20 protein-coding genes are annotated in these 23,156 nt (G+C 71.4%); 1 reads left to right on the top strand and 19 read right to left on the bottom strand.

Features of this window, described 5'->3' with window-relative positions; translation table 11 throughout:
* On the top strand, positions 1–647 hold a 647-nt coding region (locus VFE05_02535; GenBank protein HET6228925.1), incomplete at its 5' end, for a hypothetical protein.
* A 475-nt stretch (positions 648–1,122) separates the two neighbouring features.
* Here the strand turns inward: VFE05_02535 and hutH are convergent.
* The 19 genes from hutH to VFE05_02630 all read right to left on the bottom strand — a co-directional run bounded on the left by hutH (position 1,123) and on the right by VFE05_02630 (position 23,151).
* Positions 1,123–2,676 carry a histidine ammonia-lyase gene (gene hutH / locus VFE05_02540; GenBank protein HET6228926.1) on the bottom strand — a complete coding sequence of 518 codons (1,554 nt, stop codon included), beginning with the start codon at positions 2,674–2,676 and terminating at the stop codon, positions 1,123–1,125.
* Positions 2,677–2,748: 72 nt separating this feature from the next.
* On the bottom strand, positions 2,749–3,339 hold the full coding sequence (locus VFE05_02545) for a hypothetical protein (protein ID HET6228927.1): 591 nt from the start codon (positions 3,337–3,339) through the stop codon (positions 2,749–2,751).
* A 176-nt stretch (positions 3,340–3,515) separates the two neighbouring features.
* On the bottom strand, positions 3,516–4,610 hold the full coding sequence (locus VFE05_02550) for a hypothetical protein (GenBank protein ID HET6228928.1): 1,095 nt from the start codon (positions 4,608–4,610) through the stop codon (positions 3,516–3,518).
* Between the two features lie 205 nt (positions 4,611–4,815).
* Complete coding sequence (locus VFE05_02555) at positions 4,816–5,553, bottom strand: hypothetical protein (GenBank protein HET6228929.1); 738 nt, start codon at positions 5,551–5,553, stop codon at positions 4,816–4,818.
* Positions 5,554–5,632: 79 nt separating this feature from the next.
* The gene (locus VFE05_02560; GenBank protein ID HET6228930.1) at positions 5,633–6,820 is read right to left on the bottom strand and encodes a hypothetical protein; all 1,188 of its coding nucleotides are present in this window, start codon (positions 6,818–6,820) and stop codon (positions 5,633–5,635) included.
* Between the two features lie 850 nt (positions 6,821–7,670).
* The gene (locus tag VFE05_02565) at positions 7,671–10,619 is read right to left on the bottom strand and encodes a putative LPS assembly protein LptD (GenBank protein ID HET6228931.1); all 2,949 of its coding nucleotides are present in this window, start codon (positions 10,617–10,619) and stop codon (positions 7,671–7,673) included.
* 4 nt (positions 10,620–10,623) lie between these two features.
* The gene (tatC, locus tag VFE05_02570; protein HET6228932.1) at positions 10,624–11,391 is read right to left on the bottom strand and encodes a twin-arginine translocase subunit TatC; all 768 of its coding nucleotides are present in this window, start codon (positions 11,389–11,391) and stop codon (positions 10,624–10,626) included.
* Positions 11,392–11,509: 118 nt separating this feature from the next.
* Positions 11,510–12,157, bottom strand: a complete 648-nt coding sequence (gene nrdR, locus VFE05_02575; protein ID HET6228933.1) for a transcriptional regulator NrdR — start codon at positions 12,155–12,157, stop codon at positions 11,510–11,512.
* A gap of 644 nt (positions 12,158–12,801) precedes the next feature.
* The gene (ybgF, locus tag VFE05_02580; protein ID HET6228934.1) at positions 12,802–13,584 is read right to left on the bottom strand and encodes a tol-pal system protein YbgF; all 783 of its coding nucleotides are present in this window, start codon (positions 13,582–13,584) and stop codon (positions 12,802–12,804) included.
* Complete coding sequence (locus tag VFE05_02585) at positions 13,581–14,195, bottom strand: OmpA family protein (protein HET6228935.1); 615 nt, start codon at positions 14,193–14,195, stop codon at positions 13,581–13,583. The genes ybgF and VFE05_02585 overlap by 4 nt, the downstream gene beginning before the upstream one ends.
* A gap of 452 nt (positions 14,196–14,647) precedes the next feature.
* Complete coding sequence (locus tag VFE05_02590) at positions 14,648–15,952, bottom strand: hypothetical protein (GenBank protein ID HET6228936.1); 1,305 nt, start codon at positions 15,950–15,952, stop codon at positions 14,648–14,650.
* 29 nt (positions 15,953–15,981) lie between these two features.
* Positions 15,982–17,016 (bottom strand): TonB family protein, encoded by a 1,035-nt coding sequence (locus VFE05_02595; protein ID HET6228937.1) that lies wholly within the window; start codon positions 17,014–17,016, stop codon positions 15,982–15,984.
* Positions 17,017–17,308: 292 nt separating this feature from the next.
* Positions 17,309–17,740 (bottom strand): biopolymer transporter ExbD, encoded by a 432-nt coding sequence (locus tag VFE05_02600; protein HET6228938.1) that lies wholly within the window; start codon positions 17,738–17,740, stop codon positions 17,309–17,311.
* Positions 17,740–18,456 (bottom strand): MotA/TolQ/ExbB proton channel family protein, encoded by a 717-nt coding sequence (locus VFE05_02605; GenBank protein ID HET6228939.1) that lies wholly within the window; start codon positions 18,454–18,456, stop codon positions 17,740–17,742. Before VFE05_02605 ends, VFE05_02600 begins: the two co-directional genes overlap by 1 nt.
* Positions 18,453–19,805 carry a glutamyl-tRNA reductase gene (hemA, locus tag VFE05_02610; protein ID HET6228940.1) on the bottom strand — a complete coding sequence of 451 codons (1,353 nt, stop codon included), beginning with the start codon at positions 19,803–19,805 and terminating at the stop codon, positions 18,453–18,455. Before hemA ends, VFE05_02605 begins: the two co-directional genes overlap by 4 nt.
* Positions 19,787–20,422 carry a bifunctional precorrin-2 dehydrogenase/sirohydrochlorin ferrochelatase gene (locus VFE05_02615; GenBank protein ID HET6228941.1) on the bottom strand — a complete coding sequence of 212 codons (636 nt, stop codon included), beginning with the start codon at positions 20,420–20,422 and terminating at the stop codon, positions 19,787–19,789. The genes hemA and VFE05_02615 overlap by 19 nt, the downstream gene beginning before the upstream one ends.
* Positions 20,419–21,231 carry a cytochrome c biogenesis protein CcsA gene (gene ccsA, locus VFE05_02620; GenBank protein ID HET6228942.1) on the bottom strand — a complete coding sequence of 271 codons (813 nt, stop codon included), beginning with the start codon at positions 21,229–21,231 and terminating at the stop codon, positions 20,419–20,421. The genes VFE05_02615 and ccsA overlap by 4 nt, the downstream gene beginning before the upstream one ends.
* A gap of 97 nt (positions 21,232–21,328) precedes the next feature.
* On the bottom strand, positions 21,329–22,369 hold the full coding sequence (locus VFE05_02625) for a LysM domain-containing protein (GenBank protein HET6228943.1): 1,041 nt from the start codon (positions 22,367–22,369) through the stop codon (positions 21,329–21,331).
* 380 nt (positions 22,370–22,749) lie between these two features.
* Positions 22,750–23,151 carry a hypothetical protein gene (locus tag VFE05_02630; GenBank protein ID HET6228944.1) on the bottom strand — a complete coding sequence of 134 codons (402 nt, stop codon included), beginning with the start codon at positions 23,149–23,151 and terminating at the stop codon, positions 22,750–22,752.
* Positions 23,152–23,156 lie beyond the last annotated feature (5 nt).

Consider the following 23,156-nt stretch of genomic DNA (forward strand, 5'->3'; position numbering starts at 1 on the left):
GCGCGGCGCGGCGCCACGGCATGCGCGACATCCAGGGCCGCGCGCTCCACGACCTGTTCGGCATCGCGGTAGAGACGGGTCAGACCACCGAGGCGCAGGACCTGGCCCGCGCGGCGTTCCGCGCGTACGGCCCGGCGCACCGGCGGCTCCAGGCGCTGGCGAACGACCTCGCGTACTTCTGGGTCACGCGCGGCCTGTTCGCCCCGGCGCTCGCGGTGTTCCAGGCCATCGCGCCGCACATGGGCACGCTCAACGATCGCATGGTCGCGCAGGCGAACCTTGCGCGCGCGGCCGGCGGCGCGGGCGACCGCACCGCGTTCGAGCAGGCGTGGGAAGAGGCGTGGAGCCTGGCGCACGAGCCGGAGACGCAGGCCGGCGCCGCCAGTGCGCTGCTGGACCTGGGCCACGGCGCCATGAGCCTCCAGGAGTGGACCCGCGCCGAGCGCGCCGCCGAGGCCGCCCGCCAGATCGCCACCCAGCGCGAGCAGGCCAAGATCCTCCTCACCGCCGAGTCGGTCCTGGACGCGGCCCGCGCACGCAAGGGCCTCGCGCAGACCGCGGCCGCCCTGGCCGACAGCGAGGAAAGCGCCGACACCCTGGCCGCCGACCTCGTGCGCTCGCTCAACGGCCAACCCGCGGGAAGCTGAGCGAAGCGCGGAATAGACGGCAATCGAGGGGCATCCGAGCCTCGATTGTCGGCTGGTTCGATTTGATCGGATTCAGAACAAAGCAGGGGACGGCGATGGCGGCCGTTCCCTGCTTTGGCTTTGCGCAGTGATTCTGCATCCGTACGTCGGAGAACGGCCCGCAAGAGACTGCGTGATGTGAAAACCGAAGACGCGCATGATGGTAGACCGCGAACATGCGCAGAACTTGCTTCTGACGCACAATCCCAAAGTGAGACAGGGCAGATGCCTCGCTGAAGGATAAACCTCATCCCTACAATCAGTTGCTCACTTCCGCCCGCGGGTAAAGCTATTTCCATAGCGAGGTTGGGCTGCCCTCGATGAACTGGAGACCCACCCAATAGGATTGTGTCCCTCTTGGCCCCTGAACAGGAGCGAACCATTCAGGGTCTTGCGGACGCATACGCCAGAGCGCCTCATCGGACAGAACGCCCCGCTAAAGTGTGTCCAAGGCCGGCAGGTCGCGCCAGAGGGTGGCGAGGGCGCCGGAGCGGATGAGGCCGGCGGCGGCGGCGATGTCGCCGGAGAGGTCGCGGTCGGCGGTGAGGGGGGAGATGCGCTCGCGGACCAGGTCGTAGGCGCGCTGCACGCCGGCGCCGGGGCGCAGCGGCTTGCGGAACTCGAGGGCCTGGGCGGCGCACATCAGCTCGATGCCGAGGACCGCCTCGGTGTTCTGGAGCACGCGGCGAAGCTTGAGCGCCGACGTCATTCCCATCGACACGTGGTCTTCCTTGTTGGCGCCGGTGGGGATGGAATCCACGCTGGCCGGGTGCGCAAGCGTCTTGTTCTCGTTCGTGAGCGCCGCCGCTGTGATCTGCGCGATCATCATCCCCGAGCAGAGGCCGGGGTCGGCGGTGAGGAAGGCAGGGAGGCGCTCGGAGAGGTCGGGATTGACCAGGCGCTCCACGCGGCGCTCGGAGATGCTGGACATGTCGGCCAGCGCGATGGCGAGCAGGTCCAGCACCTGTGCGATGGGTTGCCCGTGGAAGTTGCCGCCGCTCACCACCAGCCCGCCCTCGCCCTCGTCCGGGAAGATGAGCGGGTTGTCGGTGGCGCTGTTCGCCTCAGTCTCCAGCACCGAGCGCACGTAGCCGAAGGCGTTGCGCGCGGCCCCGTGCACCTGCGGCATGCAGCGCAGCGAGTAGGCGTCCTGCACGCGCGGGTCGCCCTCGCGGTGCGACTCGCGGATCTCGCTGCCGGCGAGCAGGGCGCGGAGCCGCGAGGCGCTGGCGAGCTGGCCGGGGTGCGGCCGGGCGCGGTGGATGGCGGGGTGGAAGGCCATCGGCGTCCCGAGAAGCCCCTCCAGCGCCATCGCTCCGGCCACGTCGGCAGATTCGACGACGCGCTCGGCGCCAAGGAGCGCGAGGGCGCCGATGCCCGTCATCGCCTGCGTGCCGTTGTTGAGCGCCAGGCCCTCCTTCGCCTGCAGCCGCACGGGTTCGAGACCTACGCGGCGCAGCGCGTCGATCCCCGGCATCACCTCGCCGCCCACCTCCGCGCGGCCCTCGCCGACCAGGACGAGCGCGAGGTGCGACAGCGGGGCGAGGTCGCCCGACGCGCCCACCGAGCCCTGCTCGGGGATCACGGGGGTGACGCCGCGGTTCAGCAACTCCAGCAGCAGCGCCACGACCTCCGGGCGGATGCCGGAGAAGCCCTTCGCGAGCACGTTCGCGCGCAGCAGCGTGATCGCGCGCGACTCGTGCCGGGGCAGCGGCGTGCCGACCCCGCACGCGTGGCTGCGAATCAGGTTGATCTGCAGCTCCTCCAGCCGGTCGTGCGCGATCGCCACGTCACTGAGGCGGCCAAAGCCCGTCGTGACGCCGTAGACGATGCCGCCAGACGCGACCGCGGCCTCGACCACGGCGCGGGAGCGGCGCATCCGCTCGACGGTGCCCGCGGCGAACGCCACCTCGGCGCCGTCGCCACGAGCCACGTGCTCGATCTGCTCCAGGGTCAGGCCGTCGCCGTCGATCTCGATCCGCTGCCGCATCTTCGCTCCGCGATTGGGGGAGCGGGAAGATAGAAAGCGGCGGCAGGCGGGACAACCGCAGCGGCGCCCTCGTCACATCTGAAAGCGCTCGCCCTCCGGCACCTCGCACGACTTCGCGGGCTCCGTGCGCTGCGTGCTGGCGCCGCTGCCGCCCACGTGCGGGTCGATCACGCGCCAGCAGTCGCGGTAGATGGAGCAGTAGCAGATGTCCACGCCCATCCGCGCGCTGCGGACCGAGGCGGAGTCCGCCGCGGGATGGCCGGAGATGGTGAGCGCCGTGATCGACTCGCCCGGCAGCAGCACCTGGCCGCCCACGGTGCTGAACGAGTACGCCGAGCCGTAGTCGAACCCCGCCTCGCGCGGCCCGATCAGCGCCCGCGCCACGGTGCTCCAGCGCGCCTGCGGCTTTCCATCTACCGTGAGCACCACCGTCTCCACCTGCGCGGGGCCGATGCCCTGGTTGCGGATGCGGAAGGCGAACGAGCCCGCGTTGCTCACCGACGGGGCCAGGCGCGGCCACACCGACATGTGCTGCTGCTCGCGCATGATCCTCACCTCCACGAGCGACACGACGAGGGCCGAGAGGCTGATGAGCACGGCCGCCGCGGCGACCAGCATCTCCGGGTCGATCCGGCGGCGGCGAGGTTGAACGGGTGAGCTCATCGGCAAAGATGCAGATGTTGATGAAGATGCGAGGGCGGCGAATGCGGTCCGCCGCCAGGTCGATTCGCCGGGAAGGATACGCGAGAAGGGGCGCCCGCCGAAAGCGGACGCCCCTTCATCTACCGACGTTTCAGCTACCCGCACGACGGCATCTCATGCGAACGGCCGTGCCTGCGTCAGCAGAAGTCGTTGCCGCCGCATCCGGCAGAGTTGGTCACCGCGGTGAAGTTGACGTCTCCGAGGTTGCCGGAATGCACCACCACCTCGAGCTGGAAGTTGGGCGTCTGCGCGTCGATGTCGAGCGACAGGGTCCCGCCCGTTTCGGGGAGAGTGTACCACACGCCGCCGTGGTCCGCGTACGAGATGTACCACTCGTACGTGTAGGTCCCGTTCCCGCCCGTGGTGGCGGCAACCCACGTGTTCGTGCCCAGGGTCGTGATGTCCATCGGGCCCATGATCGATACCGACGGCTGCGTGTAGAGCGGATTCGCCACCGTCACGCTGATCGGTGAGGACGTGGAAGACTTGCCCAGGCTCGACACCGTGTAGCGGTACTGCCGGTTGGAGTAGCTGCCCCCCGCCGTGAACGTCTGGGTCAGCGTCTGCGAGTTCACGCCCAGGTTCTGCCACGTGCTGCTCCCGGCCGGGAGCATCTCCCACACGTAGCTCTTCACGTCACCACCGGAGACCTGAGCCGTGTAGGTCTCCGTCCCTGCCGAGTACACGTTCGTGTGTCCCGAGATGCCGTCCGCGTGCACCGGGGGGATGTACGTCGAAGTGTAGTGGAGGGCCACGGAGTCAAGCCCGTAACCGGTCCCGGGCGTACCCTGGTACACAGGGAAGGTGGAGATGTTGCCGCTCTGGAAGTTGTAGACCGTCGTGCCGTTCCAGCCCGTACCGCCCGTGCACGCGATACGGTAGTCCGTGTTGTCGGACCGGGTGTACACCCCGCCCGTGCAGTCCAGGGAATAGGGGCGAAGGGCCGCCTGCACGCTCATGTAACTCCGCTTCACGACGGTGTCGGTGAGCGCTCCCCGCGACGGTACCCATGTCACGGTGTCCATGGGAGTGAGGTTGTTGTAACGATAGATCTTCCAGACCGGAACCGGCGAGGTGACGATGGTGCGGTGGGCTGGCTGGCTGCCCGGGATGGCGGGGGTGAGAGGGGTGGCGGCGTCGCTGCAGGCGGTGAGCAGCAGCGCGGCGGCGGCGAGGAACTTCCTGGCGGTGTGCATGTGCGGGTGGGGCTCGGGGACGGAGATGGTGCTCACCCGTTTGGGCGATGCGCCGGCGGTTGTCCGCTTCACAAGGCCGCGGAGGCGGCACTCACCTCCGTGTCTTGCGCGGACATAGTTCGCCCATTCGCGCCCCGCTTCAAGCAATCGGTAACGAAACGGGCCGCCGGTGGCGCGAAGGGCGCCACCGGCGGTGCGAGAATTCACCGCTGCTGAAGACGAACCCCTGCCATTCGTGCGTTCAGGCTTCGTCCTCGACCGATGTCGCGAGGTCGGTGCGGAGGAGGATGGCGGCGGACGCGGCGGCGAGCGCGAACCGCTGCTCCTGCGGCAGCCCCGGGTCGATGCGGACGCGCCCGCCGTTCACGACGTCGACCGAGCCCACGGGGTGGCCGTCCTCGAGAAAGACGAAGCCGACCGCCTCGCCCGTGCGCCAGCGCGTGTCGGACAGCCGGTCCGAGCGTGCTACCTGGAACCTCACGCCCTCGCTGCCTAGAATGCCGGTGAGCCCGCGCCCGTCGTGGTCGCTCATGTCCAGGCGCCACGCCGCCGCGGACGCTCCGGCCGGCGTGAAGGCGCAGCCCAGCGACGCCTCGGGGTCGTACAGGACGCTGCCCAGCACCGGCACCTTGGAGTGGCTGAGCGCGGCACTCTGCTCGCACTCGGCCCGCCCGTCCACCTCCCCCTCGGCGAAGCGGAAGCGGAACGTCTCCGTCTGGCGCAGACGCGAGCGGTCGTTGCGGATCGCGGCGGACACCCAGCCGCCCAAGCCCTCGCCCTCGTGCGCGCGGGAACCGCGGTGCAGGTCGCGCACGGCATAGCCACCGAAGCGCAGCGCGTGGCCCGGCATCCACCCCTGCGCGCCGTGGACCTCCATGTCCGGCACGGGGGCGAGCGCCCCCGGAACCACCATTCGCGAGCCCGCACAGCCCGCCGCGAGCGCCAGCAGCGCCGGCGCGATCAGATGTATGTGTCGCATGAGAATACCCGATGAGTGTCGGTGGATGGGGTGCGGGTCCCGCCTCCATGGGCGGAGCCCTCAAATCGGGGCGATGCGCTCAGTGCGCGGGAGTGCGATCCAGGCGCGGCTCATCCGCCAGGAGCTGGTACGCCCAGTCGAAGATCATCAGCCGGTGGCCGCGGCCGTCGCTGCCCAGGAGCTGCACGCGCGCCACGCCGTAGTGCGTCCGGGCGTCGCTGCCGGTGACGGCGAACACGTAGCTGAACTCGGAGTTGACCGGGATCGCCGCCGTCGTGTAGCCGGTGGCCGGGGCGCGCGTCACGGCGCGGCAGGTTGCATCCGCCGCGGGGCCGCAGACGAGGGATGTGGTGCGTCCCGGATACTCCAGCACCCGCGTGCCGTTGAGGGGAACGATGCGCCAGCCCGCCGCGTCCGATTCCAGCCGCCACTGCGCCTGCGTCGAGCCGCCGGCCACGATGGGCAGGCTCGCCTCGGACGAGACGAAGCGGAAGCCGCTGGCCGCCGCGCTGTCGCCGAAGGCGTAAAGCAGCTCGCCGTGCGCGTCCGGCCGCGCGACGCCGGTGATCTCCGCGCTCAGGTCGCTCACCCGGCCGAACGTGTCCATCGCGGCGACGCGGTAGCCGTATGCGCTGCCGTTCTCCACGCGCGAGTCCAGGTATGCCGTGCCGTCCGTCTCGCCCGCCTGGTAGAGCGACGCCTGCGTGCCCACGTGCGTGAGGTAGACGAGGTACTTCCACAAGGCGCCGGTGGAGCCGTTCGCATGCCAGCGGATGTACGCCGCGTGGTCCAGCCCGATCACCGAGTCGGCGACCGGAGCGGCGGGGCGGGTGGCGGTGGGCACGGCCGCCGTCTCGCTGAAGTCGGTGGCCGTCTCGATGCCGGACGCCTGGTCGTACGTGGCCACGTAGTAGTCGTACGTCTGGCCCGCGCTCACGTTGCGGTCGGCATACGCGCACCCGTCCACCGTGCACGAGGTGACGGTGGCGAGGAGCGTGTACGAAGAGGAGCCGCCCCGCCTGCCGTAGATGCGGAAGACCTCGCGGTTCCACGACAGCGGCGGCAGCCATTCCAGGTTCACCACGGGATGGCCCAGGGCGGAGCCGCCGTTGAAGCCCTCCAGAACCCACCCCGCGGTTGCGGTGAGGTCGCGGGGAGCATCGGGGCGGCCGCCACCGCCGCCCACGAATACGTTGGTGTTGTCGCAGGCGCCGAGCGACAGCGCCGCGGCGGTGATGATGAGCGCGGATCGGATTGCGGTGCGCATGGGAGTTTCCTGGCGAGGTGCGGATACGCGGAGCGCGTTCGTGCCATGCGAAGAAGGGCAACCCGCGTTCCGGTAGACCCCATCGTACACTTGGCGGCCGAAGGAGATGCAGCGCAACCGCTTAGGTTTTCCGTGAGATGAACGGCTTGCCAGCCGTTGTCCGAGGGAGGGGATGAACGGGTGTCACTTGGGTGGGACGGCCCTCACCCGGCTCGTAAAACTCGCCTGCCGTCCCCCGCAAGCGGGGGAAGGCACGCCATTGGCGCTGCTGCGGCTTGGTATGGGTCGAGTTCGGCTCCTCGCTGCTGGCGCGGTGGCGGACTCGCGCTGCGCGCTGCGGGGGGGCGGGTCGCGAGATCGGCTCGGACGCGGGATGGCCGGGTGGCTTCCGGCTTGGGGAGGATCGGCCGGGGATGATGGTGCGGATGCAGGCCGCGCAGGCGGCCTTCGCGCGGTTTTTGCCACGGGCTCAGCCGCCGGGCGAGGCGGCGGGAGCGCTTCCGGAGACGCGCTGAAGGCCGGGCGGAGAGCCGTTCGCAGTACCCATAAAAAAGCAGAAGCGGAGCAAGACCGGCGGCGGTTTGCCGGGCTTGCTCCGCGGGCGGGGAGACCCCGGACGGAGGCGGGCAGGCCGTATCGCCCGCCGGAGGAGGAGGCTCGCCGCCCCCGCGGAGGAGACGGGCGGCAGGCACCGCAGTTCAGAGGTGCCGGCCGCCCGGCTCCGGAGCGGTCCGACGCGTCCGGACCCGCCGTCTCGACCTTCCGCAGCAACCAGCCCATCGGCGATCAGCGACCCTCCGCTCTCCCTCGATACAGGTCGTTCTCCGCCGATGCAGGTCGCCGGATCAGCTCAAGGCGTGGTGGGGCGGTCGATGCCCACGTTCTGCTCGTGGTAGTCGAACTTCAGGTCCGGCAGGTCCACCAGGTGCACGCGGAACGCGAACGCCGTGTTGCCCGTGGCGGTGCGGAAGAAGTCGAAGTTCGCCTGCCACCGGTACAGGTTGCGCGTGAAGTTGAGCGAGTGCTGCGTGAAGCGCCCGTCGGTGAGCGAGTAGCTGGTCGTCCAGTTCACGCCCCAGTTGGCCGTGGGGTAGAACGACATGTTGCCGCTCAGGTCCTGGTTTCCGCTCGAGATACCGCGCCGCAGCGAGTCGCTGGCCGCCGGCCGCAGGCGCGACAGCGAGTAGCGCACCGACATGGTCCACGGCCCGCGCCCCGTCTCCTGCCGGTTGGCCGTGGCGCCGCCGGAGCCCAGCGGGTTCAGCGGCTGCTGGCGCACCGTGTCGGGCGTGGCGGCGCGCTCGCCGGAGCGGCCGGTGTCGTTGGGACCGCGGGTGAGGCCCAGGAAGCGGAAGAGCGCGGAGTTCTGCCCCAGCGAGAACGTGGTGCTCAGCGAGGTGAGGAACGGGTCGAACTGGTGCCCCACGATGCGCCCCGAGTCGCCCACGATGCCGCGGAACCGGCTGCTGGCGGGGATGGCGGAGCTGCCGCTCGTGCCGAGGACGTCGCGGAAGAGGCTGTGCGCCACCGTGAAGTTGAGGCCGCCCAGGTAGTCCGACCGCACGGTGTTGGTGATGTCGGGCGTCTGGAAGCGCCGGCCGCTGATGTCGAACGCCGTGCGCGGCTGCGGCACGAAGCTGTACAGCAGCGACGAGGTGCTGATGGCCAGCATGGTCACCTTGCGCGCGTCGGGCGGCGGCCCCTGCTCCTGCCCCGCGGCGCGCGCGCTGTCGGCCCCGGCGGAGTCGGTGTGCTGCACCTTGGGCGTGCGCACCTTGGCCTCGAACGTCTGTTCCAGGCCCAGCGTGAACTGGTTCTGCGTGCGGCTGGCCTCGGGCCCGAACGCCAGCGCCTGCACCGTGTCGGACCTGAAGCCCGGCACGTACGAGTAGCTGATGGTGGGGTGCACGTGGTGCCGGATGGCAGTATACGGCCCGAAGCCGGGGAAGAAGCCGTACAGGTCCGTGTTGATGGCCGCCCCGAAGTTGGCCCGCATTGGCGCCGACACGAAGCGCCCGAAGGCGCGGCTCCGGTTAGGATCGCGCAGCACCAGCGTGTCGCTGGCCGTGTCGGTGACGTTCACCAGGTTCTGCGAGATGCTGAGCGACGGCGAGATGGTGGTCGACGAGATCAGCTTGATCTGGTAGCTGGTGGTGGCGGACCACTGCAGCGTGGCCTGGTCGCGCCCCGGCAGCGCCCGCAGGCTGAGGGGCGACACGCCCGGCGCGGCATCGGCACTGTCGATGGCCGCGAGCGCGTCGTTGCCCGCCTTCCCGTAGTTCACGCTCGTCCCGATGCTCAGCGCGTGCAAGGTGAGCGACTGGCTGGCGGCCAACGTGGTGTTGCTGGTGCCGGGGTTGCGCGTGCGCAGCGCGTCGCCGGGCTGCGTGGTGGAGCGGCTGCCGTTGGCGTTGAACGACAACGTGGCGTCGTTGAAGAAGTGCGCGTGGTCCGGGTCTGCGGACTGGAAGAGCGTGATGGGGTTGAGCCCCAGGTTGAAGCTGGGCAGCGTGCTGGCCACGTTGTCGTTCGCCAGCGACTGCCGCCGCTCGGCCGTGGTGGACAGGTTGCCCCACGAGAACCGGTGCGTGAGCGACGCGGTGGACGCCAGGTTCTGCGTGGCGCGCGTGGGGTCGATGGTGCGCCGCCGCTCGAACCCCGTGTCCGACGCGTAGTTGCCGGAGACGGAGATGTCGGTGTTCTCGCTGGGCTTCCACGCGTCCTGCGTGGTGAAGTTGAAGCGCCGCGAGCCGCCCGCCTCGGTGGTCCAGAAGTTCTCGAACGTGGCGCCGCCGCTCAGGAAGCGCTGGCGCCACTTGTACTCCAGCCCGCCCGCCAGCGCGCGGTACGAGCCGCTGCGCCAGCGCGCCGCCAGCTGCGCGCCCATGTACTGGTTGATCGCCCAGTAGTAGCCCACGTTGCTCAGCTCGCGCCCCGTGCCCTCGCCGCTGCGTCGCGACGAGGTGCGGACGATGTCGTTCACGCTGAACTGCGGCACCAGGATGCCGCTGCGGCGCCCCTTCTCCAGGTCCTGCACGATGAAGGGCAGCGCCAGCACCGGCACGTTGCGGAAGTACAGCACCGCCGGCCGGCCCACCAGGATGCGGTTCTTGATCACCATGATCTTCTCCGCCTCGAAGTGGTACGCCGGGGTGGCGCGGTCGTCCGACGTGAAGACGCCGTCGGTGGCGTACACCCGCTGCGCCGCCTCGCTGGTCACGTCGCCGTGCACGATCCAGGTGGCGCCCTCGGTGATCTTGGTGCTCGCCCCCCGCGCCGTGGCCCGGCGCGTCTCCAGGTCGTAGAACATCACGTTGGCCGTGATGTCCTCGCCCTCACCCGTGGCCTTGGGCTGGCCGTACGCCTCCACGAAGCGGCTGCGCTCGCGGTAGACGAGCGAGTCCTTCGCCTGGATCTCGCTGCCCTCGCGCGTCACCGTGCTGTTCCCGTACAGCCGCAGCGCATGGTCCGCCGTCCTGAACGTGGCGCTGTCGCCCTGGTACTGCACCGGCGTGTAGCCCGGCAGCTTGAGCAGCGCGTCGTACAGCGTGTCCGGCGCAAACGTGCGCGTGCGTGCCGAGTCGCCCGCCGGGCGGCGGGCCGTGTCGCCGGGGGCGCGTGGCGTGGTGTCGTTCGCGGGGCGGGCGCGGGGCTGCTGCGCCGCGGGCGGCACGCGGGGGGTGGACGGCACCGAGCCGCGCACCTTGGGCACCTGCGCGGCGGACGGCACGGCGAGCGCCGCCATCGCGACCAGGACGAGGGCGGCGGGAAGCAGCGCGCGCAAGGGGCGGAGTGTCACGCGGCTACGCCTCCCCCAGCGCGGGCTCGGGCACGGGGGTGCGGTACACGACCTTGCTCAGGAAGATGCTCATCTCGTACAGCAGGATCATGGGCACCATCATCATCAGCGTGGCGGTCACCACGTCGCCGGGGGTGATGATGGAGCAGAGGGCGGTGATGGCCACGATGGCGTGGCGCCGCTTCTCGGCCAGGAAGCGCGGGCTCACGATGCCCAGGGCGGAGAGCACCATGAGCACGATGGGCAGCTCGAACACGATCCCGAAGGCCAGCAGCAGGTTGAGCACCATCCCCAGGTACTCGCCGATCACGATGGCCTGCTCCAGGCTCTCCGTCTGGAAGCCCATGGTGAAGCGCAGCGTCATGGGCAGCACCACCACGTAGCAGAACGCCACGCCCACGCAGAACAGGACCAGCCCCAGGTACAGGCTGGGGACGATCACCTTCTTCTCGGTCTTGTGCAGCGCGGGCGAGAAGAACGCCCACACCTGGTAGATCACGATGGGGAACGCCATCAGCACGCCCGCCATGATCGACAGCTTGAGCGTGATCATGAACGGCTCCGACGGGTTCAGGTACTTCAGCTTGGTCCCGTGCAGGAACGGCTTGATGGGCCGCACCAAGATGCCCAGCACGTCGTAGTGCGTGACCAGGTAGAAGCCCAGGCCGGTGCACAGCAGCACCGCCCCCAGGCTCCAGATCAGGCGCCAGCGAAGCTCCTCCAGGTGGTCGAAGAACGGCATCTCGCCGGTCGCCGGCCCTTTGTTTCTCATCAGGTGCGTCTCCCCCGCGCGAAAGCTCCCGCCCGTGCTGCGTCGGCAAGCCGTTCAAGATGCCACCCCTGCGCCCGCCCGTCCAGCCGCCGCGCGGCCGTTCGGCGCAAACAAGCGTTCACGGCGTTTCATCCACTGGAACGTTGCCCGCACCGGTGGCGGCAGATCGGACGGACGACGACGGATGGTCCGCATCCTCGCTCCCATCGGCGGGCCGAAGGTCGTCCGTCGCCGGCTCGGACTCCGCATCGGCCTGCGGGGAGGCGCCGGGGAGGGGCAGCTCGCGCTGGTAGCGGCGCACCTCCGTCTGGGCCGAGCGCTCGGCCAGGTCCTTGAGCTCCTCGTAGAACTCCGTGGGGTCCTGAAAGTTTCGGTACACCGAGGCGAAGCGCACGTAGGCGATGTGGTCGCGCGTCTTGAGGCGCGCCATCACCATCTCCCCGATGCGGTGGCTCTCGATCTCCGACTCGTCGCGGCGGTCCAAGGCGCGCTCGATGTCCTCGACCACCGTGTCGATCTCGGTGGGGCTGATGGGGCGCTTGGCGCAGGCGATCTGGATGCTGCGCAGCAGCTTGCGGCGGTCGTACGGCTCCGGCTCGCCGTCGCGCTTGATCACCTGGAGCGGGCGCTCCTCGATGTACTCGTACGTGGTGAAGCGCCGCTGGCAGCGCAGGCACTCGCGGCGGCGCCGCACCGCGCGGCCTTCGCGGCTGGTGCGGGAGTCGACCACGCGGTCGTCGCTGTGGTGGCAGAACGGGCAGCGCATCTATCTCGGTTTCTCGAACTTTTTTGGGAAATGGGCAGGGATGAGGCTCATCGCGGCGGACCGCTGCGGAGCCCGGCGGGAAACTGCCCCCGCCGGTCTCCTCCGCGGGGTCGGGGAGCCTCCTCCTCCGGCGGGCCGATACTGCCTGGCCCGCCTCCGTCCGGGGTCTCCCCGCCCCGGCGTGAGCCTCGCGCACCACGCGCGCGTACGCACCACGCCGCGCGAGTCTCCCGCCGTACATCATCATCTGGATGAAGCAGAAAAGCGGAGTTCCAGGTACTCCCTGCCGACGCGCGAAACCCCATTCCCGTGTGGGACGCGAACCTGCGTGTCCGCCCATCTCTCCGCAGCAGAGACGGTCGGGCGCGTGAACAATCTATCGCAGCCCGACCACGGTCCGACACGCAGGTCGGCCCCTACAGTGCGGCAGCCTCTCAGCGTCGATCGAGACCATCGCCGAAGCAGCATCTCCGCAACCGCCGGTTGTCGACGGCGCCGCCTCTGCACGAACCCCGCCGCACCCGTCGTACCTGCCGTAGAACCATCCGTCCGCTACGCCCGCTCGGATTCGCATGCTGTACGTCCCCTCTCCCACGCGGTTGTGGGAGAGGGTGGCGGCTCTCAGGCCGCCGGGTGAGGGCCCTTCAGTTCAGCCGCGCCAGCTCCTGCCGCGCCTGCGTGGCCTCGGGGGCGCGGGGGTAGGCGCGCACGACCTCATTGAAGCGCGCGCGGGCCTCGGCGCGGTTGCCGCGGGCAAGCTCGATTTGCGCGGCGCGGAAGAGCGCCGTCGCCGCCTTGGGCGCGGTCGGGTACAGCTCGGTCACCCGGTCAAACGCGTCGAGCGCGCGGCCGGGGTCGCGGGTCTGCGCGTACGTCTCGCCCACGTAGTACTGCGCGTCGGGCGCCAGGCGGTTCTGCGGCGACGTGCGCAGCATCTCCTCGAATCCCGCACGCGCCGTGGCGAACGAGCCGCGCCGGTAGGCCCCCAGCGCGGCGTTGTAGATCTCCTCCGGCGTGCCGGACGCGGCCGACGACGACGAGCCCGGCTGCGGCGCGCTGCCACCGGACGAGTCCGCGGCGGCGGCCTGCTGGCGGGCGAGCTCCTGCGTCTGCCGGTCCAGCTGTGCGCGGAGCTGCACCACCTGCGCCTGCCCCTGGCCCGTCAGCTCCTGGATCTGAACCAGCTGCCGCTCCATCTGGAGAAGCCGGTTCGCCAGGTCGCCGCGCGAGCGAACGCCCTGGCTGCTCAGCGAGTCCAGCGTCACCGACATCTGCCGCTGCAGCGAGCGGATCAGCGAATCGGTGGACGCCTGGCGCTGCTGCATGGAGACCAGCTCGCCCCGGACCAGGCGCACGTCGCTCTGCGTGGCGAGGCAGCCTCCCAGCGTGGGCAGGACCACCAACGACAGGATCGCGCGCGCCCTCATCGGATGCCCTCCGGCACGACCGTCACCTCGCCGGCGGTGATGGAGAACTCCGCGCGGCGGTTGCGGGCGAACGCCTGCTCGTCGTCACCCTCCGCCAGCGGGCGTTCCTTGCCGTAGCTGAGGGTGCTGAACCGGCTCACGTCGATGCCGTAGCCGCCGAAGAACGCCCGCACCGCCTCCGCACGCCGCTGGCCGAGCGCCAGGTTGTACTCGGTGGACCCGCGCTGGTCCGCGTTGCCCTCGATGCGCAGGCGGATGCCGGGGTTGGCGCGCATCACCAGCGCCTTGCGCTCCAGGATCGCCTGCGCATCGGGCGACACCTCGTCGCTGTCGTACTCGAAGAACACCATCTCCGTCAGCGCCGCGCGGGCCCCGGCGGTGCGCTGCTCGGTGGCGGCGCGCTCGCGCTCCGTGCGCTCCCGGTCCGCCCGCTCGCGCTCCACGCGGTCGCGCTCGGCCATGGCGATGGAGTCGGCGCGCGCCCGCTCGCGGGTCACGGCGTTGAGCGAGTCAGCGTTCGCGGGCGACGGCCCGTCTGCCGGGTGCTTCTTGCGGCACGCGCCAGCGGAGAGCGCGACGAGGGCGAGCAGGGCGATGTGGCGGGTCTTCATGGCATCTCCTGGCGTGTGGAAACTCCGGCCCGGTGCCGGACGCTGGTCGATCTTTCGAGTAACTGCTGACCTCAGCTGCGAGACGGCGGCGCGGGGCTGAAACGGGGTTCGTGGCGGAGGGTGGCCCCTCCCCCGGCCCCTCCCCCCAAACTGCCTGGGGGAGGGGAGAATTCGGATGCGGGCCGGTGGTTTGGGTCTGCGGTGAGCTGGTCACGGTAGGGTGCGGCTCTTCGGCTGGGCCGGAGCGGGAAGGTCGGATTACAGATCCGCCATCAACCGCCAGCCGGTCCTCCGCTCCGCATCGTCCTCACCCCGCTCGCCGGAAGCGCAGCCCCAACTCTAATCTGGCGATCCGAGAAAACCTCACCCCACCGTGGACCAAGCTCCCCTCCCCCAGGCAGTTTTGGGGGAGGGGCTGGGGGAGGGGGCCTCCTCCCAGCCCGCACCTACCCTTACGACCCGACCCGCGACAGCACCGGCGACCAGGCGGGCAGCCCCAGGCCGCCGCCGCGGACGAGCGCCCTGGTGCGGCCGGTCACCGTGTCGAGCACGAAAAGGCCGCCGCCGTCGCGGTCCGAGGCGAAGACCACGTGGCGGCCGTCGGGCGCCCAGCTCGGGTCCTCGTTACGGCCGTGGTCGGTGAGCAGGCGCGTGCCGCCGCCGTCCACCTTGGTGCTGACGATCTGGAAGCTGCCGCTCACGCGCGTGTGGTATGCGATCTCGCCGCCGGCGGGCGACCAGTCCGGCGACGCGCTGTAGCCCTTCCGGCCGTACACGTAGTCCGAGACGAGCGAGGCGCTGCCGCCCGGCGACATCACGTAGATCTGCGGCTCGCCCAGGCGGTCCGAGACGAAGGCGAAGCGCCGCCCGTCCGGCGACCAGCTCGGCGAGAACGATGCGTATCGCCCGCCCCGCGTCTGCTGCTGGAGGCCGCGGCCGGGCGCCCACGTCGCCACCTCCGTCTCCGTCCCCACCGTCGTGGCGAACGCGATCGTCTGCCCGTCGGGCGCATACGACGGGGTGATGTTCAGCCCCGCGCGGTCGGAGACCAGCCGGTCCGCGCCGGTCGCCAGGTCGCGCTCATACAGGAACGGGCCCGCGCGACGGAAGGACGTGTAGGCGATGCGCCCGCCGTCCGGCGACCACGCGGGCGACAGCGCGATCGACCCGTCGCTCGTGAGACGCGTCGCGCCTTCGCCGTCCGAATCGACCAGCCAGATCTCCTTCGATCCACGCCCCGCGACGGTGTAGGCAATGCGCGAGGCGGCGAAGCCGGGCTGGCCGGTCGCCCAGCGCACCGCCGCGTCGGAGACGGCGTGCGCGGCCATGCGGAAGGCGCGCGTGCCCGGCGCCGGCAGGTCGAAGCTGCGGCTGCCGCGCACCTGGTTGTAGACGACGTCGGTGAGCGCGAGGTCCACCGTGACGCCGCCGGGGCGCGGGCGGACGGTGCCGGAGAGGACGAGGTCGGCACCGCGCTGCTTCCAGAGCGCGGCGTTGACCGGGTCGCCGGGGCGCGTGCCGGGGTCGGCGTCCTTCACCTCGAAGCGGTCGCTGAAGTCCAGGTCACGGCGCACCACGTCACGCAGCTGCGCGGCCGCGGCGTCCGCGCCGAACGGCAGCACCACGAAGCCGGGCTTGTACTCCGTCGTCTGGTAGACGAGGCCCAGGCGCACGCCGGTGGTGTCCTGCGCGCGCGCGGCGGCGGGCAGGGCGAGCGCGAGGGCGGCGAGCAGCGCGGGGAGCTTGCGAAGGCGCATCGGGAGGCGGTCGGGGAGGATGCGGATGGTCAGCGCGGGGGCGAGAAGTCGAAGGTCACGGCCAGTCGGTCGCCGCCGAAGGCGTGGGGCAGTGGCCCGAACGCGCCGTCGCGGCCCGCCGTCTCCACCGCCTCCATGGCGGCAGCGCGGAAGGTGTAGCTGCCGCTGCCACCCGCGATCTGCATGTCCTTCACGCTGCCGTCGCGCTCGATCCAGAAGCGCACCGACGCGCGGTCGGTCGTGGAGCCGGCCGGCGGGCGGAAGTAGCGGCGCACCTGGCGGATGATGTTCTCCAGGTACGTGCGGTCCACGAAGTCCGCGCCGGCCGTGCGCACGTTCAGCCCCTCGCCGCCCGCGGTCGACGCAACAGGCTTCGGCCCCGTCGCGGGGACGGGACGCGTGCCGGTGCCCGTCGTCCCCAGCCCCGGCCGTCCGGGTGCGGCGGGAGATGCGGGTCGTCCGTTCGCGTTGGATGCCGGGCCCGCCGGCTTCGTCGCTCCGGTCGCAGGCCGCGTGGCCGGATTCGCGCCCGGCCGCGCGGGCGGAGTTGCCGGCCGCGCATCCGCCGGCTTACTCGCGGGCGGAGACGCGGGCCTCGCGGGCGTCTCGCGCGGCGGCGCGGGCTGCGGGCGCGGCGCGTCAGGCTTCCTTGTAGGCGCGGGAGCGGGCGAGGGTTCCCTCGGCGGCGGCGAAGGCGCGGCGGCGGGCGCGGAAGGCTTCGGCTGCGGGGCCGCGGGCGGGGCGGATGCGGGCGCTGTCGGCTGAGGCGCGGCGGATGCGGGTGCCGCCGACGCATCGGGCTGAGGCGGGGCGGGCGTGGTGGATGCGGGATCGACCGCCGCGGGCGTGCCGGGCGACTCCATCGGCGGCTCGGAAGGCAGCGGACCAAGCTGATTCGCATCGGGAGAGACGATGTCGATCTTGTAGATGCGCATCTTCGGCGCTGCAACGGCGCCCCCGGCCGTCGCGAGAACCAGCGCGACGAGGCCGCCGTGCAGCACCGCGGAGGCGCCGAGGGCGGCCTTGAAAGACGTGCGCTTGCGGGCGGGGCGGCGGGCTCTCATGCGGGGGTGCCCCCTCCCGCTCGCTTAGGCTCGCACCCTCCCCCGCAAGCGGGAGAGGGTTGGGGGTTCGGTGCACGCCGGATCCACCGATGCGCGCGGAAGCCATTGGGGTTAGTCCGCGAAGGCGGACTTTGCGCAGTCGTTGCCGCGGTTTCAACCGCCAGGCCAGCCGGGGCGATGCCCATCTCACGACGCCGATCCGCATCTCCCGAGCACACCCGAGCATTCCGGATGCGATGAATCGCACCCCTACAGTAGAGATCGGCGCGGGAGGCGGGGACGATGGGCATCGTCAGCGGGGGGCGGTGGTGGAGCCGGGCTCGGGCTCGGCGATGAGGCCGACGGTGGCGACATCGGCGGCCTTCATGGCACCCAGGACTTGAACGACGCGGCCGTAGGGGACGCCCTCGTCCGCACGCAGGTAGACACTGTGGGCGCCCTTCGCGCGCACCATCTCCGGGAAGGCGGCCTCGAACTCCTCCCATTTCGTGGGCGCGTCGCCGATGTAGATGGCGCCCGCGCGGTCGATGGTCACCGTCACGCCCTCGGGCGAGGGGACGGACTCGGTCTTGGCCTTGGGCACCTTCACCTCCACGCCGCCCGCCATCATCGGCGCGGTGATCATGAAGATGACGAGCAGGGTGAGCGCCACGTCCACCAGCGACGTGACGTTGATCTCGGCGCTCACGCTCAGGTCGCGCGACCCACGGCGGCGCCTGGGCATCAGATGCGCCCTTCGCGCGCCAGCGTGCCGATGAACTCGCTGCTGAAGCCCTCCAGCTCGTTCATGATCAGGTTCATCCGCGCCGTCAGGTAGTTGTAGCCCATCGCCGCGGGGATGGCGACGACCAGCCCGCCCGCCGTGGCCACCAGCGCCTCCGCGATGCCCGGCGCGACCGCGTTGATGCTGCTCGAACCGGCGTCCGACACGCCCACGAACGAGTTCATCACGCCCAGGACGGTGCCCAGCAGCCCCAGCAGCGGCGAGACGGTGGCGATGATCGCCAGCCAGTAGATGCCGCCCGTGAGCTCGTCGCGCTCCTCGCCTTCCTCCTTCTCCAGGACCAGGCGGAGCACCTCCAGCTGCGCCGGGCTCAGGCCGCGCACGTCGCTGCCGGCGCGCGCGGCGCCGGGCCGCAGGTCGCTGAAGAAGCTCATCCCACGACGGAAGACGCGGGTGAAGGGCGACTCCGGCAGCGCGATGATGGCTTCGTACGCCGCATCCAGCCGCTCCGCGCCCTCCAACCGGTCCAGGAACAGGTCCGACTCGCGGCGCAGGCGGCGGAACTGGAGGATCTTCCACACGATCAGCCCCCACGACAGGAGCGAGAAGACCGCGAGCACCGCCATGATGATCTTGGTGGATGGCGTGCCCTGCGCGATCATCTCCCAGACGCGCGCGAACTCGTTGTGCGCGCCCTGGGGAGCCGCCTGCATCATGCGTCTGCCTCGGATGTGGGATGTACGGCGGGGGAAGGTTCCGGCTCTGCGGACGGCTCCGGGCCGTCGCGCTCCAGCTCCAGCTCGAAGAGGTAGCGCACCGTGTCGAGCACGGCGGTGCCGCGGCCGTTGCCGGCGGCGTCCCGCAGGCGCACGGTGGGCGCGTGCAGCAGCTTGGCGAGCAGCGCGCGGGTGAGCGCATCCACCGCCTCGCGGTCCGCTTCCGGGAGATGGGCGAGCGCCTTGAGCGCGCGGTCCACCTCGGCGCGGCGCAGGCGTTCGCCGCGGTCGCGCAGGGCGCGGATGGTGGGGACCACCGCGAGAGACGAGTACCAGGCCCAGTATTCCTCCACGCCCTGCGCCACGATGGCCTCGGCGGCGGGGAGCTGCGCGCGGCGGCGGCCCAGGTTCGCGTCGACGATCTGCGTCAGGTCGTCCACGTTGTAGAGGAAGACGTTGGGCTCGTCACCCACCGCGGGCTCCACGTCGCGCGGGATGGCGATGTCGATGATGCACAGCGGCTTCTTCGCGCCGCCGGGCAGCGCGTTCCGCAGCCGCTCGCGCGTGAGCACGGGGTGCGGGGCAGATGTGGAGCAGACGACGATGTCCACCTGCGGCAGCGCCGTGGCGAAGTCGTCCAGCCGCACCGCCTCGCCGCCGAACTTCGCCGCCAGCTCCTTCGCACGCTCGAAGGTGCGGTTCGCCACGATAGCCGTGCGCACGCCCTCGCCCGCCAGGCACTCCAGCGTCAGCTCGCTCATCTCGCCCGCGCCGAGGACTAGGGCGCGGCGGCCCTTGAGCGAGCCGAAGATCTTCTTCGCCAGCTCCACCGCGGCGGAGGGGACGGAGGCGGCGCCGGTGCCCAGGCCCGTCTCGCTGCGCACGCGCCCGCCGACGGAGAAGGCGTTCTGGAAGAGGCGGTTGAGGGAGGGGCCGACCACCGGGCCCCGCTCCCCCGCGACCTCGCGCGCCACGGCGTAGGCTTCCTTCGCCTGCCCCTGGATCTGCGGCTCGCCCAGGATCATCGAGTCGAGGCCCGAGGTGACGCGGAAGAGGTGCTCGGCGGCGAGGCGGTCGCGGTGCTCGTACAGGTACGGCGCGGCCTGCGCGGGCGTCGCGCCGATCTTGCGGGCCAGCAGCTCGCGCGCGGCGTCCGTCCCCGAGCCGTCGTCCGGCAAGGCGAGGTACAGCTCGGTGCGGTTGCAGGTGGAGAGCAGCACCGCCTCGCCGGCCGACGCGGCGGACGCGGCGAGCAGCGCGCCCGGCATCTCCGCGCGGCCGAACGCGAAGCGCTCGCGCACCTCGATGGGGGCCGTCCGGTGGCTGACGCCTACGACTGCGAGAGGCATCGGGAGATGCGGGACTCCACTTCCTCGTCGCGGCCCGCGATGGCCACGTCCAGGAAATCGGGTGTGATCAGGCTGAACCAGAGTGCGCGCCGCCGGTCCTCGTCGTCAGGCCAGCGCGCCTGCACGTCCGTCCGAAGCTCCGCCAGGCGGCGCGCCGCGCGTCCGAGCCCCGGCGTGACGACGGACTCGATCCGCTCCTTGAGGCGCCGCGCCAGCAGCGGCGCCGCGCCGCCGGTCGAGAGCGCGACGACGACGTCGCCCTGCCGGATCGAAGCGGGGAGGTGGAACATCGACCCTTCCCCGTCGTCGGCCATGCTGACGAGCGCGCCGTCCGCCGAAGCTTCGGCGGCGACGGCGGCGTTGACGTCCGCATCGTCCGTCGCGGCGAAGACGAGGTGGCGGCCGAGCGCATCTCCCGCCTGGTATCTCCGGAGATGCAGGTCGATCCGGCCCGCATCTCCCGAAGCGCGGATCTCGTCCGTCACCTCGGGCGCGACAACGACGGGGGATGCGCCCGCATCCACCAGCCCGCGCACCTTGCGCTCCGCCACGGCGCCGCCGCCTACGACGAGGATGCGGCAGCGCGCCACGTCCAGCATCAGGGGATAGAGGCTCATAGGAACCCCGCCCCGGCGGTCGCGGCGCGCAGCAGGACGTACGATACCACCACCACGGCGAACCCCAGCACCGACGCGTACGCCGCCCGCTCGCCGCGGCGCCCGCCGCCCGCGCGCACGGCCAGCGCGGCCGCGAAGACGAGCCACGAGAGTACCCCCCAGATCACCTTGGGGTTTCCGGGGCCCAGCACGCGGTGGAAGCGCTCCGTCCACGCCCAGCCCACGCCCAGCGCCAGCGTGAGGAAGGCGAGGCCGATCATCAGCGCGCGCTTGCCCATGCGGTCCAGCGTGTCGAGCGGCGGGAAGAAGCGGAACACGGCGCCGAAGTGCTTGTTCTTCAGCTCGCGGAACTGGAGCAGGTACATGAGCCCCGCCGCGAACGCCACCGTCAGACCTGCGTAGCCCACCATCGCCAGGACGACGTGGAGGACGAACCACGGCCCGCGGAACGCCATCACCTCGCCGTCGGGCCGCACGCCCGCCCACTCGGCCGCGGCGGCGACCACGGCCGCGACGGGGACGAGGACGAGGCCGATGGGGCCCGTCTTCCCCAGCGTCGCCACGCCCAGCGAGCCCAGGCCGATGAGCAGCGCGAGCACGGAGAGAGACGGGCCGAGGCCGACCAGGGGCAGCTCGCCCCAGAAGCGGGCGTAGGCCACCAGCGCGGCGACGTGAACGGCGACGGCCGCGGCCACCACGAGGGTGGCCACGGCGGGCAGGCGCCGGTTCCCGCGCGCGAGCGACAGGACCAGCAGGACCGCCGCCACTGCGTACAGCGCGAGGGCGGCGTGGTGCAGCGCGTCGGTCATCGGTCGCGGTGAGGGACGGTGGAGCGCCCAAGCAGCGGCGCCCTTCCGCGGGGAAGGGCGCCGGGGGCCGCCGGGGCTGCCTGCGACGCCACGCCCGTCAGGGCATGCGCGCCACGCGGCGCACCGGCAGGCCCAGGTCCAGCGCGGGCTGCTGCAGCGCCACCACGCGCACGGTGGCGGTGTTCGCCATCACCCGCACCACCTGCAGGGATGCGACGGCGATCTCGGGCTGGCGGCCCCACGACATCTGCGTGGCGGGCTTGAAGGCCTGGAACTCGTCGCCCTCCTTGATCCCGCCCTGCCGGCCCACGTCCAGGAAGGCCAGCGCCTCGGTGGTCTGCACGGCGTGCGGCTCGGCGAAGCCCACGATGCGGCCGTCCAGCCCGCGGCGGTCCTCGCTGGGCGACACGCCGGCGCGCACCGGGAAGCGCTCGGCGGGCAGCGCCAGGTCGTTCACGTCCATGCGGTCGTAGAGCCGCGTGACCACCACCGTCGCCACGCCGCCATCCACCGCCGCAACGGTGCCGATGCCGGTGGAGTGGTAGATGCGCCCGAACGGCGGCACCTGGTCGCCCAGCCGCACGAAGTGCATGCGGTCGCCGATGCGCAGCCCGCCGGCCTGGCCCAGCGCCACGAAGATGCGGTCGTACGGGGCGATCTGCGGGTCCGCCTGGATGTGCGCCACCGTGGCCTGCTCCACCGCCGCCACGCGCCCGATGGGCGAGACCTCGGCGGGGGCGGCGACGAACGAGGCACGGTAGAAGTCGCCCACCGTCACCGCCGGCACGTCGGCCGTGCCCGCGGCGCGGATGGAGAGCGTGCGGTTGCGGGCGCCCGTGTCTACCGGGTAGAAGACGGTGCGGTCGCCGCCCTCGGCCGCGGCCACGCGCGCGCCGTCGGGAAGGACGAGCTGCTGGCGCGGGTAGATGAGCGCGGGGTCGTGCACCACGGCGGTGTTCAGCCGGAAGATGTCGGGCCACAGGAAGGGGTCCGACAGGTACGACCGGGCGATGTCCCACAGCGTCTCGCCCTTCTGCACCACGTGCACGCGGTCCTGCGCCGGGGCGGCGGGCTGCTGCTGTGCCGCGAGCGGCGTGGCGGCCAACAGGCCGGCGACGACGAGGGATGACGTTCTCACGAAGCCTCGGAGGGGTTGTACGGGCGAGTGCGGGGTGCCACGGACGCGGCGCTGCTTTTCGCGGCCCGCGCGCCCGCCGCCAGCGCGCGCCCAGGGGCGGTGCCTCACGGGTGCAACAGTAAGGCGCGCGGGGGCGGATGGCAAGGCGAAGCGGGCCCCGGGGCGGCAGTTGCGGCGCCGGAGCGTCCATGGAGAGGGGTTTCGGAGCCCCGCTCGCCGCCAGATGTGTGCCCATCGCCGCCGGAGACGCCATCCACCGCACCCGCAACGGCTTGCACGTCGTGGGATGCACGGCCGTCCATCTCCCGCTCCGAAACACGCTGCTCCGCGCGCAAACTTTTCCGCGTGCGGTCGTCCGGCGAAACCGGTCCCGCCGCGGATCAACCCGGTTCCTGTTTTTTCGGAACGTAGACGAGCGGCTTCCACGCCGTGTACACCCGCTCGCGCTCCGCCTCCCAGAAAGCCCGGTCTTCCTCGTCCGAAGGCAGCAGGCCCAGCTGGTTGGCGAGCACGTAGAACCCAGGACCCGGGATTCCCGTCACGCTCACGCTCACGCACAAAGCACTGAGCATGGGGCGGCCCGCAGCATGCTCGTCGTCCGAGATCTCTCCCAGCAGATGCCCGACCTGGGCTCCCATGTATGAGCCCCTGGGCGGCAACCCGGTCACGGCCGCGATCTGCTGGTAGGTCACCGTCCCCCGAAAGCGGGCGGCATCCAGCAGCTCCTTGAAGGCGAAGAAGTAGGCGGGCGTTCCGCGATACTTGGATGGGACCACGCTCATCGTCG

It is taken from the genome of Longimicrobiaceae bacterium, from assembly GCA_035696245.1.
In the GTDB taxonomy this organism is placed as follows: domain Bacteria; phylum Gemmatimonadota; class Gemmatimonadetes; order Longimicrobiales; family Longimicrobiaceae; genus DASRQW01.